The following is a 12,875-nucleotide window of genomic DNA, read 5'->3' as shown; positions in this document are numbered from 1 at the left end:
TTTGCGGGCGAACAAGGTATAAGTAAGGGCGCAATACTTCGGCTTTACGGGTTTAGGGCAATGAATGTTCAGAAAAAAAGTGCGCTTTTCTGCTACGCTGCCGCCCGACACTGATGATAATAAATGGGGATTACAATGCGGATTAACCTCTTGCTCGGACTGGCAGTGGGAACTTTACTGCTGGCGGGTTGCAGCAGCTCCAATCAACTGAGTGCCGGCGGCGAACGCGTGACCTTCGTCGACCAACAGCCAGCCAGCCAATGTCAGCTGCTGGGAACGCTCACTGGCTCACAGAGCAACTGGCTGAGCGGTTCTGGCGGGGAAGGCAGTTCACTGCGCGGCGCGGCAAACGACCTGCGCAATCGCGCGGCGGAAATGGGCGGCAACGTGATTTATGGCGCCACCAGCCCGACGCAAAATCTGCTGTCAGCTTTCGCTCCCCTCGACAGCAAAATGTCCGGCCAGGTGTATAAGTGTCCGTAATGTGCCGTCGTAAAAAAAGCCGCGAATGCGGCTTTTTTTATTCCTGGCGCAGCTGTAAATCCAGCGGCGTTTTGCTTGGCTCGCCACCAATTTCTCGTGCCAGTTTCGGCACCATATAGCCAGAGACTTTCGCCAGCAGCTGGCGTACCAGGGTGCGTGCTTCCTCATCAGAAACAAAGAAATGTGCCGCGCCCTGTACCTTATCCAGCACGTGCAGGTAGTAGGGCAGAATGCCGGCGTCAAACAGTGCGTTGCTGAGATTTGCCAGAATCTGGGCGTTGTCATTCACTCCGCGCAGCAGCACGCTCTGATTGAGCAGCATAACGCCCGCCCGCTTCAACATCTGCATGCCGTGACGTAGCTCATCGTCAATCTCCTGCGCATGATTGATATGGCTTACCATCAATACTTGCAGACGCGTTTCCGCCAGAATCTGACACAAACCTTCGGTAATACGTGCGGGGATCACCACCGGCAGGCGGCTGTGAATGCGCAGGCGCTTCAGGTGGGGAATTTTTTCCAGCGCCGTAACCAGCCATGCCAGCTCGTGATCTTTGGCCATCAGCGGATCGCCGCCCGAAAAAATGATCTCGTCCAGCTCGGGATGCGCGGCGATGTAATCAATGGCCGCTTGCCAGTTGCGCTTGTTGCCCTGGTTATCCTGATAGGGGAAATGACGGCGGAAACAGTAGCGACAATTGACCGCACAACCGCCTTTTACCAGTAGTAGCGCACGATTTCGGTATTTATGCAGCAAACCGGGCACAACACTGCTTTGTTCGTCCAGTGGATCGGTGCTATAACCCGGCGCATCAATAAATTCCTGACGGCTGGTCAATACTTGCAGCAGCAGCGGGTCGGTGGCATCGCCTGGTTTCATGCGTGCGATGAAGGCCCGAGGTACGCGTAAGGCGAAAAGCTTGCGCGCATCAGCGCCTGCGGCCAGATTTGCATGCTGATCCAGAGATAAAAGTTGCAGTAATTCAGCAGGTTCGGTGACAACATCAGCGAGTTGCTGTAACCAATCTTCTCTGACAGGGGGATTTAGGGTTACAATGTGTGCCATTTTTTTGGCTATTTACCAGTTCAATATTTACAGAGGGCCTTTATGGCGACTTATCTTAGCAACGATTTCCGTCCCGGTCTTAAAATCATGTTCGAAGGCGAGCCATATGCCATCGAAGCCAGTGAGTTTGTTAAGCCGGGTAAAGGCCAGGCATTCGCACGCGTTAAAATGCGTCGTCTGCTGACCGGTTCTCGCGTTGAGAAGACCTTCAAATCCACTGACTCTGCCGAAGGCGCAGATGTTCGTGATATGACGCTGCAATATTCTTACAACGACGGCGACTTCTACTACTTCATGCACCCGGAATCTTTCGAGCAGTATCAGATCGAATCTAAAGTGCTGGATGACGTGACCAAGTGGTTGCAGGACAATGCGGATTGTATCGTTACCCTGTGGAACGATAAAGCGATCGCTGTTCAGCCACCGAACTTCATCGAAGCGGAAGTGATCGAAACCGATCCAGGCTTGAAAGGTGATACCGCAGGTACCGGCGGCAAGCCAGCAACCCTTTCAACGGGCGCAGTGATCAAAGTGCCACTGTTCGTGCAGATTGGCGAAGTGGTAAAAGTTGATACCCGCTCTGGCGAATACGTTTCTCGCGTAAAATAATCGTCAAATCAGGCGCATCGGTGATGCGCCTTTTTTCTTCGCTGTGCCTCTGCTTCACTCTTTTCCTGCCGTTGAATCCGCATTTTTCCAAATCAAGACTATGCTTTAAGAGCTGTACTTTTACTGCAACCAAAAAGGATATGGCTATGTTAAAGAAAAGTATTGTCGCGATTTTTTCCGTGCTGGTGCTCTCTTCCGTTCTGACCGCCTGTAACACCACGCGTGGTGTCGGCGAAGATGTTTCGGCGGGCGGTAAGGCAATTCAGCGCAGCGCACAGTAAGATACCCCGGTGTGAAAGCTGCTTTCACACCGGATCTCTATTTCTGTTCAACCCAAATCAGCTCATCTACCGGGAATCCGGCACTTCTGGCCTGTTCGACCAGGCGCTTTTTAACACCTTCATCTAATTGTGGCGTGCGTGAGAGAATCCATAAGTAGCTACGATTCGGGCCGCATACCAGCGCATAGCGATAGTCCGGATCCAGCGCTATCACGTTGTAGCCACCATAGAACGGACCAAAGAACGAGACTTTCAGCGCAGCGCGCTGTTTATCGCCGGTGAAATAGGCTTTGCCAACGCTCTCTTGCCAGCGTTGCTTCTGCTGGTTGAAACCACGATTAACCACTTTCAGGCCACCATCATCGCGCGGGCTATAATTGGCCGTGACCTGCTGTAAACCACGTTCAAAGCGGTGATTAAGACGAGCGATTTCATACCATTGGCCGAGATAGCGCTGGCTGTCGAATCCCTCGACCACCGTAACGCCTTTTGGCGGCGTGGTTGAGCATGCAACTGAGAGGAACGCGCTGAGGCTGGCGACGAGAGTTTTCCATGGAGACATTAGGGGATTCCTTCACAATTTTAATGAGTTAAGTATAGCTGCCCGTTACTAAATTGCTGCTGGCATCCGCTGGCGCTGCGGCGTCGTTGTTTGCCATCGCCAATGCGGGTAGACTTCCACCCCATATTTGTATGAGGAGTCATCAACATGAGCGAAACGGCAAGCTGGCAGCCAAGCGCACCCATTGCCAATTTGTTGAAACGCGCCGCCATTATGGCGGAAATTCGTCGTTTCTTTGCCGATCGCGGCGTGCTGGAGGTGGATACTCCGGCGATGAGCCAGGCGACTATCACGGACATTCATTTGGTCCCGTTCCAGACGCGTTTTGTTGGGCCGGGCGCCGCTGAAGGACGCGATCTGTGGCTGATGACCAGTCCGGAATATCATATGAAGCGCCTGCTGGCAGCGGGTAGCGGACCGATTTATCAAATGGGCCGCAGCTTCCGTAACGAGGAAGCGGGACGTCACCATAATCCTGAATTTACCATGCTGGAGTGGTATCGCCCGCACTACGATATGTACCGCCTGATGAATGAGGTGGACGATCTGATGCAGCAGGTGCTGGAGTGCGATAGCGCCGAGTCATTGTCATATCAGCAGGCGTTTATTCGTCATCTGGAGATCGACCCGCTGTCAGCCGATAAAGCGCAGCTGCGCGAAGTGGCGCAGAAGCTGGGCGAGGGCGAACTGGCTAATCGCGAGGAAGACCGCGATACGCTGCTGCAGCTGCTGTTTATGCTGGGCGTTGAGCCGAAGATTGGTAATGATAAGCCCTGCTTTGTTTATCACTTTCCGGCAACGCAGGCGGCATTAGCGGAAATCAGCACCGAAGATCATCGCGTCGCCGAACGCTTTGAGGTCTATTACAAAGGTATTGAGCTGGCGAATGGTTTCCGTGAGCTGACCGATAGCCGTGAACAGCGTCAACGCTTTGAGCAGGACAATCGTCGCCGTGCCGCGCGTGGCCTGCCGCAGCATCCTATCGATACCAACCTGCTGGACGCGTTGGCACACGGCATGCCTGCCTGCTCTGGCGTGGCGCTAGGTGTTGATCGTTTGATTATGCTGGCGCTGAAAGCCAGCGCGTTGAGCGAAGTGATCGCCTTCCCGGTTGACCGCAGCTAATCCATGGGGGCGCGAAAGCGCCCTTATTGGGTGGTGACTGGGGCGGTGACTTCCGGGAATTCCTGAATGGTAACCGGCAGCGTCATCTTCTTTTCATTGCGTAAGATCTGCACGTCAATGACTGAACCCGGGCGAATTTCAGCCACCTGATCCATCGTTTCCTGCGCTGAAATCGCGGTTCTGCCATTCACCTGCAGCAATACATCATTAGCCTGAATACCGGCGCTATCGGCCGGCCCGCCAGGCGTGACGTTACTGACAATAATGCCTTGTACGCGGTCAAGGTTACTGCCCTGACCGTGCAGCGGCGGCAATTCACGCCCGGTAATGCCGATATACCCGCGAATCACCCGGCCATCACGAATCAGCTTATCCATGATTTTGCTCGCCAGCGCAGTTGGAATGGCGAAACCAATCCCTTCCGGCGTTTCGCCATCGCTGCTTTTATCAAAGGTTAGGGTGTTGATGCCCATCAACTCGCCGAGGGAGTTAATCAGCGCGCCGCCTGAATTGCCCTGATTGATCGAAGCATCGGTTTGCAGGAAGTTTTGCCGTCCGGAAGAGCTCAGGCCAACGCGCCCGGTGGCGCTTATAATGCCCTGCGTAACGGTTTGGCCCAGGTTGTAGGGATTACCGATGGCCATCACTACGTCGCCAATGTGCGCTATGCGTCTGGCATTGATGGGAATGACGGGCAGGTTCGCGGCGCTGATTTTCAGTACCGCCAAATCGGTCATCGCATCGGAACCCACCAGGTTAGCTTCGAAGAAGCGTCCATCCTGCAGCGCCACGATGATTTGGTCGGCATTATTGATAACGTGTTTGTTAGTAAGAATGTAACCTTTGCCGTTCATGATTACGCCGGAACCGAGCGTGGTGATGCCGCGATTGTTGTTGCCGTGAGCACTGCGGTTATAGACATTCACGACCGCGGGCACAGCACGGCGCACACCCTGATTGAAACTGACGGGTGCTTCATCATTGCTATTGTCATGATCAAAGGTGATATCGCTGCCGATACGTAGCGCAGGGATCGCGACAAGCAGTAAGCCAGCCACGATCAGGCCCATCACCACAGAACGCAAAAGTTTAAGAAACATGGTGTTATTTCAGGCAAGGGTTAATCGCAGGGCAGAATAGCATGAGAAAGGCGGACAAACACCTGCTTGTCCGCCTGATGCGAGGATTATCGCAGAAGCAGGTAAATACTCTCGTCGCCGCGCACTATGTTCAGTGCCAGCACCGGCGGTTTCCCTTCCAGCACTTTGCGCATTTCGGCCAGCGAGGTGACGTGATTGCGGTTTACGCCGACAATCACATCGTCCTTCTGCAAACCAACCTGCTCGGCCGGCGTTCCTTTTTCAATCGCATCGACTTTCACGCCCTTATCACCGGCTTTGGTCGCACCGTCGCTCAGTGTGGCGCCCTGCAGCGCAGGCGACATGAGCTGTGCGCTGGCGGTGGTTTGCGCGCTCTGCTCCAGCGTGACGTTAACGGTAATCGGTTTGCCTTCACGTAACAGGCCGATTTTCACACTCTGTCCCGGCGGTGTGGTACCCACTTTCACGCGCAGTTCGGCAAAGCTGGTAATGGCTTTGTCATTGATGGAGGTGATGATATCGCCGGCTTTGATGCCCGCTTTCTCGGCGGCCGATTTCGGCAGCACTTCAGAGACAAAGGCTCCACGCTGCGCGTCGACATTAAAAGCTTTAGCAATATCGGCGGTCATCTCAGTGCCTTTAATGCCCAACTGACCGCGCTTCACTTCACCAAACTGAATCAACTGCTGCGCGAGATTCATTGCCATATTGGCGGGGATCGCGAAGCCAATACCGATATTGCCGCCGCTGGATGCCAGAATCGCCGTGTTGATACCGATCAGCTCACCATTCAGATTGACCAGCGCACCGCCGGAGTTGCCGCGGTTAATCGCCGCATCGGTCTGAATAAAGTTTTCCAACCCTTCCAGGTTCAGGCCGCTACGTCCCAGCGCAGAGATGATGCCGGAAGTGGCCGTTTGGCCGAGGCCGAAGGGATTACCGATAGCAACCGCGAAATCACCCACTTTTAGCGAATCGGAATCGGCAATTTTTACCTGGGTGAGGTTTTTCGCGCCCTCAATTTGAATCAACGCGATGTCGGTTTGCTCATCGTGACCAATAAGCTTAGCGTCGTATTCGTTGCCATCACTCAACTGCACGCTGATTTTATCTGCACCGTTCACCACGTGATTGTTGGTCAGGACGTAGCCTTTCGCGGCATCGATGATCACGCCAGAACCCAACCCTTCAAAAGGCTGAGGCTGAGATTGTCCGGGTGCCTGGCCGAAGAAGCGTTTCAGCGGCTCCGGAATATCCTGCGCCTGCTGGCCGGAATCTGTGCCTTCTACATGCACGCTGACTACCGCAGGCAGAACTTTCTCCAGCATCGGCGCCAGGCTTGGCAATGCTTGTCCTTGAATCTGGGCCGGCAGGGTTGCCAACGCGCCAGGGGCGGCGGCCAGACCCATTCCAATGCTCAAGGCTAATGCGCTCAACAGTCGTGCTTGTTTTTTCATTGCTACAACGCTCTCGCTGCGAAAAGAAAAGGGGATGAAAAAGTGTGACAGTTGTTTGGGGCAAGGGTTCGACAAACAAAAAGGGCACAGCCAAGCTGTGCCCCAAAAGGATTATTTACGCGGTGTGCGATCGCTACCCCGTAACAGGCCGGAAGCACCTTCAGAGTAATCGCGCGGCATTTGTACCGGCGCCTGATCGTTATCCGCTTCGGCTTCCGTTAGCTGGTAGGCAAACGGGTTTTTCTCGCCCGGCAGATTTGGCAGCAGATCGTTAGATCCCTTCGCCATGTGCTGATACAGCTGGCGGTAATCATGCGCCATGTTGTCCAGCAGCTCAGCGCTGCGTGCAAAGTGGTTGGTGAGCTCCTCGCGGTAATCCGCCAGCTCAGCCTTCGATTTTTCCAGCTCATACTGCATGCTACGCTGCTCACGCAGCTTCTTGTTGCCAAAACGCATCACTACCGCGCCGACAATAATGCCAATCACTAAACCAATCAGCCCGTATTCCCAGGTCATAATGACTCCCGTGTAATTTCCGTTGTTTCGTAGGGCATTGCTTCTGTTTCAACATCAACTTCAATAGCAGTCACTATACCCAATAATCTCATGGAAGTGGAACTATCGGGCTGCATCGCTTAGTGTAGAGCGGCCTATTTTTCGTCAACCGACCCGTGAATCGGACTTTTTCAGGGATTCTGAGAGAACCATGCAAACCTCATCTCCGCTTGCACGCTATGAGCAAGCGCTGTCGCAGGGCGAGTTTCGCCCGGATGACGTACAACGAGAAGCGATTACCCGCTTAGATGCCATCCAGCAAGGATTGATTGCTCGCCAGCAACATGTTGAACCGGCAGCAAAAGGCCTGTTTGGACGTCTGTCTAAGATGATGAATAAAGAGAAAAGTGCGAGTGATGCTCCGGTGCGCGGCCTCTATATGTGGGGTGGTGTAGGACGCGGTAAAACCTGGGTGATGGATCTGTTTTTTCAGTCAATTCCTGGCGACCGCAAACTGCGTCTGCATTTTCACCGCTTTATGCTGCGCGTCCATCAGGAGCTGACGCAGCTGCAGGGCCACAGCGATCCGCTGCTGATTGTCGCTGACCGCTTTAAAGCTGAAACCGACATTCTCTGTTTTGATGAGTTTTTTGTTTCGGATATCACCGATGCCATGCTGCTCGGCACGCTGATGGAGGCACTGTTTGCCCGCGGCATCTCGCTGGTGGCAACCTCAAATATTCCGCCGGATGAACTCTATCGCAATGGCTTGCAGCGGGCGCGCTTCCTGCCCGCCATTGAACAAATCAAGCGTCATTGCGAAGTGATGAACGTTGATGCCGGTATCGATTACCGTTTGCGTACTCTGACTTCAGCGCACTTGTGGAATTTCCCGCTGAGCGATGCCACCCATGCTGAAATGGAGCGCATGTTCCGTGCGCTGTCCGGTAAAGCGCGTGAGGATGCGCCGGTGCTGGAGATTAACCATCGTCAGATGCCGACGCTCGGCGTGCATGACGGCGTGCTGGCGATTAATTTCCTGACTCTCTGTGGCGAAGGGCGCAGCCAACACGACTATATTGAGCTCTCGCGCCGATTTCACAGCGTCTTGCTGTATGATGTGCCGGTGATGATTTATAAGACCGAAGATCAGGCGCGTCGCTTCCTCGCGCTGGTTGATGAATTCTATGAACGCCACGTGAAACTGGTCGTGGCGGCGGAAACGTCGCTGTTTGAAATTTATCAGGGCACACGCTTGAAGTTCGAGTATCAACGCTGCTTGTCGCGTTTGCAGGAGATGCAGAGCGAAGAGTATTTGCGTCTGCCGCATCTGCCCTGATGACGTGGCAGAAATCGCAGGATTTAGATGCAAAAAGGTTCGATCTTTGGGTTCGACTTCTCTATAATCTTGCGACCCCACGTTACAGCATCGGTTTTCTTTCCCAAGAACTCGATGTGATCCGGTAACTCACTTGAAGGGGTGGCTTGCTGGGCAAAATGGTCGTGTGAGCCTCAATCGTTTACTTAGCGTTTGGGATTTCACCAACGTGTAACTTTTTATTTGGGTAAGCTTTTCAATGAAAACTTTTACAGCTAAACCAGAAACCGTACAGCGTGACTGGTATGTTGTTGACGCAACGGGCAAAACCTTGGGTCGCCTGGCGACTGAACTGGCGCGCCGTCTGCGTGGTAAGCACAAAGCGGAATACACTCCGCACGTTGATACCGGTGATTACATCATCGTTCTGAACGCAGAAAAAGTTGCTGTAACCGGCAACAAGCGTACTGACAAGATTTACTATCACCACACTGGCCACATCGGTGGTATCAAGCAGGCGACCTTTGCAGAGATGATCGAGCGCCGTCCTGAGCGTGTGATTGAAATCGCGGTTAAAGGCATGCTGCCGAAAGGCCCACTGGGTCGTGCTATGTACCGTAAACTGAAAGTTTACGCAGGCAACGAGCACAACCACGCGGCGCAGCAACCGCAAGTTCTTGACATTTAATCGGGATTATAGGCAATGGCTGAAACTCAAAACTACGGCACTGGTCGCCGCAAAAGCTCTGCCGCTCGCGTCTTCATCAAGCCGGGTAGCGGTAACATCGTAATTAACCAGCGCTCTTTGGAGCAGTATTTCGGTCGCGAGACTGCACGCATGGTCGTGCGTCAGCCGCTGGAACTGGTTGATATGGTTGGTAAATTTGACCTGTACATCACCGTTAAAGGTGGTGGTATTTCTGGTCAGGCTGGTGCGATCCGTCACGGTATCACACGCGCTCTGATGGAGTACGACGAGTCTCTGCGTTCTGAACTGCGTAAAGCGGGCTTCGTTACCCGTGATGCACGTGAAGTTGAACGTAAGAAAGTCGGCCTGCGTAAAGCACGTCGTCGTCCACAGTTCTCCAAGCGTTAATTGTTTGCTGCTTTGGCAGCGGCAATTGGCTCAAAAAACCCGCTTCGGCGGGTTTTTTATTGCCCTTTTTACCAATTATTACCACCAAAAACGCGAGCTTTACCCGCATTTTGCCCGCAAATCATTACGCCTGCCCCACAAGCTGCTTAAAATCTGGTAAACTCACTGTCACTTTGCGCCTGCGAGAAGCAGCGTTGTGCTTGTCGTTCCTGTCGGGAAGGCTGGGCGATGCTTCTAACGCTGACGGTAGGCGAATCTGATGAGCCGGTGAGTCGCCGTGTGGTTGGCTATTCGCAGTATCTTTTTGTGAACAAACTTGGAGGTTTTCATGGCTGTCGCTGCCAACAAACGTTCGGTAATGACGCTGTTTTCTGGTCCGACTGACATTTTCAGCCATCAAGTACGCATTGTACTGGCTGAGAAGGGCGTCAGCGTGGAGATCGAGCAGGTTGAAACGGATAACCTGCCGCAGGATCTGATTGACCTCAACCCGTATCGCACAGTACCTACGCTGGTCGACCGTGAACTGACGCTGTACGAATCACGCATCATCATGGAATACCTCGATGAGCGTTTCCCGCATCCACCGCTGATGCCGGTTTATCCGGTTGCGCGTGGTGAAAGTCGTCTGATGATGCACCGCATTGAGCAGGATTGGTATAGCCTGATGCGCACCATCGAAACTGCCAATGGTGCAGAAGCCGATGCAGCGCGTAAGCAACTGCGTGAAGAGCTGCTGGCAATTGCGCCACTGTTTGCACGTACGCCTTTCTTCATGAGCGAAGAGTTCAGCCTGGTAGATTGCTATCTGGCACCGCTGCTGTGGCGTCTGCCGCAGATGGGTGTGGATCTGTCTGGCGCAGGTTCTAAAGAGCTGAAAGGCTACATGACGCGCGTATTTGAACGTGACTCTTTCCTTGCGTCACTGACAGAAGCAGAACGTGAAATGCGCCTGCAAGCTCGGGGCTAATAGTATGGAAATGTCGCAACTAACGGCGCGTCGTCCCTATCTACTGCGTGCATTCTATGACTGGTTGCTTGATAACCAGCTGACGCCGCATTTGGTGGTCGACATTAATCTGCCTGGTGTGCAGGTGCCGCTGCAATATGCGCGCGATGGGCAGATTGTTCTGAACATCGCGCCACGTGCGGTAGGCAATCTTGACCTCGCTAATGATGAAGTGCGTTTCAATGCGCGCTTTGGTGGCGTACCGCGTCAGGTCTCTGTGCCGATGGCTGCGGTTCTGGCAATTTACGCCCGTGAAAACGGTGCTGGCACCATGTTCGAACCGGAACCGGCTTATGAGCTGGCGACGGAAGATCAGGATGGTAGTGGTCAGGAAGAGACGATGATGTCTGTGATTGATGGCGATCGTCCGGATGATGCGACTGATGACGATCACTCGCCAGATGATGAGCCGCCGCCGCCGCGTGGCGGACGACCTTCACTCCGCGTAGTGAAATAAAGCGTCTGAGAGTGTGAAATAAAAACGGGCCGATGATTGGCCCGTTTTTTTATGTCTGCGCGTCTTAGTAGACGTCACGCAGGTAGCGTTTATCTTTCTTCAGCTGATCAATGTAGGCTGCCGCACGCTCGCTGGACAAGCCGCCGAACTGACGAACCACTTCATACAGTGCGGCATCCACATCTTTCGCCATACGTGAGGCATCGCCACACACGTAGAAGTAGGCGCCATCCTGCAGCCAGGCGTATAGCTCCGCGCCTTTCTCCAGCATGCGATTCTGCACGTAAATCTTCTCTTCCTGATCGCGTGAGAAGGCGAGATCGAGGTTTGTCAGCAGGCCATTCTCCTGCCACGCACTCAGCTCTTCTTCATAGATGTAATCATGTGCTTGATGCTGGTCGCCGAAGAACAACCAGTTTTTACCTTGCGCGCCGGTTGCCTGACGTTCCTGCAGGAACGCGCGGAACGGGGCGATGCCGGTGCCTGGACCCACCATGATCAGCGGAGCATTGCCATTTGCCGGCACGCGGAACGCTTTGTTGGGCGAAATGAAGATCGCCGGCTTTTCGCCACGACGAACACGTTCAGCCAGGTAGGTTGAGCACACGCCTTTACGCTCACGGCCGCCGCTGTGATAGCGCACGGAAGCGATGGTCAGATGCACCTGATTTGGATGCGCTTTCGAGCTCGACGAGATGGAGTACGCACGGTGCTGCAGTGGGCGCAGCATGGCAACGAATTCCGGCACTGAGAGGCTGCACGTCAGCTCAAGCTGCAGCAGATCCAGCGTATCTTTGCCCCACAGCCAAACGGCGAGAGTATCTTTGTCGTCGTGCTGCAAAACGTGACGCAATTCCTGGTTGGTGGTGTGCTGTCCAACCCACTCAATCAGTTTGCGTGATGGCTCAGAGATTTCGAACTGGTGCGTCAGCAGATCGCCAAGGTTGCGATCAAAGCCTGGCACCGGCGTTTCGTAATCCGCTTTCAGTTCGGCCAGCAGCAGTGAAACCAACGCCGCGTCGTTCACCGGGATCACGCCCAGCGCATCGCCGGCTTCATATTTCAAACCACTGTCGGTGAGATCGAATTCAAAGTGACGAATATCTTTAGCCGACTCCTCAGCCGACAGGCGCTTATTGGTCGCCAATGCGGCAGCATAAGGGTTCTGCTTATTGCTGCCCGGAATGACCGGTGCTTCAGGTGCGCTCTCAAGTGCAGTTCCGCTGCTGCCTGCGCTGGCGGCAAACTGCGGCATTGCCGTGCCAATCCACTCGCTGGACGGCTCTTCGAAATCAATATCGCAGTCGATACGATCGGCCACGCGTTTCGCACCGAGCTGTTCCAGACGCATATCGATGAATTTACCCGCCTGGCAGAAACCGTCGTAGCCGGTGTCCCCAATCGCCAGTACTGCAAAGTGCATCTGCTCCAGACGCGGTGCGGTGCTGGCTGAAATCGCCTGCCAAAACAGCTGGGCGTTGTCCGGCATTTCGCCTTCGCCATAAGTCGAGGTGACGATCAGCACGTGACGCATAGTGGCGAACACATCCAGATCCACTTCGCCCAGAGCCTGAACCACCGGCACCAAACCTTTGGCACGCGCGGCTTTAGCGGCAGTTTGCGACAGCGCTTCGGCATTACCGGTTTGTGAACCGAACAGGATATGCAGCTGCGTGTTGGCACCGGCAGCCGGTGCGCTCTGCTTGTCTTCTAATACCAGCAGGCGCGAGTGGAGACCGGCGAGAAAACCCGCCAGCCAATATTTCTGCTCACCGTTAAACGGTGCATCTTCAGGAATGTAAGGAATTTTCATCGGT

General features: G+C 54.0%; 15 protein-coding genes. 9 read left to right on the top strand and 6 right to left on the bottom strand.

Annotated elements, in window-relative coordinates; translation table 11 throughout:
* Nucleotides 1-135: 135 nt before the first annotated feature.
* Nucleotides 136-483: a DUF4156 domain-containing protein gene (locus tag CRO19_RS06625; protein WP_097095130.1), complete on the top strand. Its 348-nt coding sequence runs from the start codon at nt 136-138 to the stop codon at nt 481-483.
* 37 nt (nt 484-520) lie between these two features.
* Here CRO19_RS06625 and epmB read toward each other — a convergent pair whose 3' ends face one another.
* Nucleotides 521-1,549: an EF-P beta-lysylation protein EpmB gene (epmB, locus tag CRO19_RS06620; protein ID WP_097095129.1), complete on the bottom strand. Its 1,029-nt coding sequence runs from the start codon at nt 1,547-1,549 to the stop codon at nt 521-523.
* A 42-nt stretch (nt 1,550-1,591) separates the two neighbouring features.
* Between epmB and efp the strand changes: the two genes are divergently transcribed.
* Nucleotides 1,592-2,158 carry an elongation factor P gene (gene efp / locus CRO19_RS06615; RefSeq protein WP_034826669.1) on the top strand — a complete coding sequence of 189 codons (567 nt, stop codon included), beginning with the start codon at nt 1,592-1,594 and terminating at the stop codon, nt 2,156-2,158.
* Between the two features lie 146 nt (nt 2,159-2,304).
* Nucleotides 2,305-2,439 (top strand): entericidin A/B family lipoprotein, encoded by a 135-nt coding sequence (locus CRO19_RS06610; RefSeq protein WP_007886592.1) that lies wholly within the window; start codon nt 2,305-2,307, stop codon nt 2,437-2,439.
* A 37-nt stretch (nt 2,440-2,476) separates the two neighbouring features.
* On the opposite strand, the gene CRO19_RS06605 is transcribed toward CRO19_RS06610, so the two are convergent.
* Nucleotides 2,477-3,001, bottom strand: coding sequence for a lipocalin family protein (locus CRO19_RS06605; protein WP_097095128.1), 525 nt, complete (start codon nt 2,999-3,001; stop codon nt 2,477-2,479).
* Nucleotides 3,002-3,148: 147 nt separating this feature from the next.
* On the opposite strand from CRO19_RS06605, the gene epmA reads away from it, so the two are divergent.
* Nucleotides 3,149-4,126 (top strand): elongation factor P--(R)-beta-lysine ligase, encoded by a 978-nt coding sequence (gene epmA, locus CRO19_RS06600; RefSeq protein WP_097095127.1) that lies wholly within the window; start codon nt 3,149-3,151, stop codon nt 4,124-4,126.
* Nucleotides 4,127-4,149: 23 nt separating this feature from the next.
* On the opposite strand, the gene degS is transcribed toward epmA, so the two are convergent.
* The 3 genes from degS to zapG form a co-directional block, all read right to left on the bottom strand.
* The gene (gene degS, locus CRO19_RS06595) at nt 4,150-5,226 is read right to left on the bottom strand and encodes an outer membrane-stress sensor serine endopeptidase DegS (protein ID WP_097095126.1); all 1,077 of its coding nucleotides are present in this window, start codon (nt 5,224-5,226) and stop codon (nt 4,150-4,152) included.
* Nucleotides 5,227-5,312: 86 nt separating this feature from the next.
* Entirely contained in the window at nt 5,313-6,683 is a 1,371-nt protein-coding gene (gene degQ, locus CRO19_RS06590; RefSeq protein ID WP_097095125.1) for a serine endoprotease DegQ, read from the bottom strand.
* 111 nt (nt 6,684-6,794) lie between these two features.
* Complete coding sequence (zapG, locus tag CRO19_RS06585; RefSeq protein WP_097095124.1) at nt 6,795-7,199, bottom strand: Z-ring associated protein ZapG; 405 nt, start codon at nt 7,197-7,199, stop codon at nt 6,795-6,797.
* A gap of 190 nt (nt 7,200-7,389) precedes the next feature.
* On the opposite strand from zapG, the gene zapE reads away from it, so the two are divergent.
* The 5 genes from zapE to sspB all read left to right on the top strand — a co-directional run bounded on the left by zapE (nt 7,390) and on the right by sspB (nt 11,058).
* Nucleotides 7,390-8,517 (top strand): cell division protein ZapE, encoded by a 1,128-nt coding sequence (gene zapE / locus CRO19_RS06580; protein ID WP_097095123.1) that lies wholly within the window; start codon nt 7,390-7,392, stop codon nt 8,515-8,517.
* Nucleotides 8,518-8,755: 238 nt separating this feature from the next.
* Nucleotides 8,756-9,184 carry a 50S ribosomal protein L13 gene (gene rplM, locus CRO19_RS06575; protein ID WP_007886599.1) on the top strand — a complete coding sequence of 143 codons (429 nt, stop codon included), beginning with the start codon at nt 8,756-8,758 and terminating at the stop codon, nt 9,182-9,184.
* A 15-nt stretch (nt 9,185-9,199) separates the two neighbouring features.
* Nucleotides 9,200-9,592 (top strand): 30S ribosomal protein S9, encoded by a 393-nt coding sequence (gene rpsI / locus CRO19_RS06570; RefSeq protein WP_007886600.1) that lies wholly within the window; start codon nt 9,200-9,202, stop codon nt 9,590-9,592.
* 328 nt (nt 9,593-9,920) lie between these two features.
* The gene (gene sspA / locus CRO19_RS06565; protein WP_008104394.1) at nt 9,921-10,562 is read left to right on the top strand and encodes a stringent starvation protein SspA; all 642 of its coding nucleotides are present in this window, start codon (nt 9,921-9,923) and stop codon (nt 10,560-10,562) included.
* 4 nt (nt 10,563-10,566) lie between these two features.
* Nucleotides 10,567-11,058, top strand: a complete 492-nt coding sequence (gene sspB, locus CRO19_RS06560) for a ClpXP protease specificity-enhancing factor (protein ID WP_097095122.1) — start codon at nt 10,567-10,569, stop codon at nt 11,056-11,058.
* 64 nt (nt 11,059-11,122) lie between these two features.
* On the opposite strand, the gene CRO19_RS06555 is transcribed toward sspB, so the two are convergent.
* On the bottom strand, nt 11,123-12,871 hold the full coding sequence (locus CRO19_RS06555; RefSeq protein WP_097095121.1) for a sulfite reductase subunit alpha: 1,749 nt from the start codon (nt 12,869-12,871) through the stop codon (nt 11,123-11,125).
* Between the last annotated feature and the right edge of the window lie 4 nt (nt 12,872-12,875).

Source organism: Candidatus Pantoea floridensis, assembly GCF_900215435.1.
GTDB classification, from domain to species: Bacteria; Pseudomonadota; Gammaproteobacteria; order Enterobacterales; family Enterobacteriaceae; genus Pantoea; species Pantoea floridensis.
This window is presented reverse-complemented; position numbering and strand designations above follow the sequence as displayed.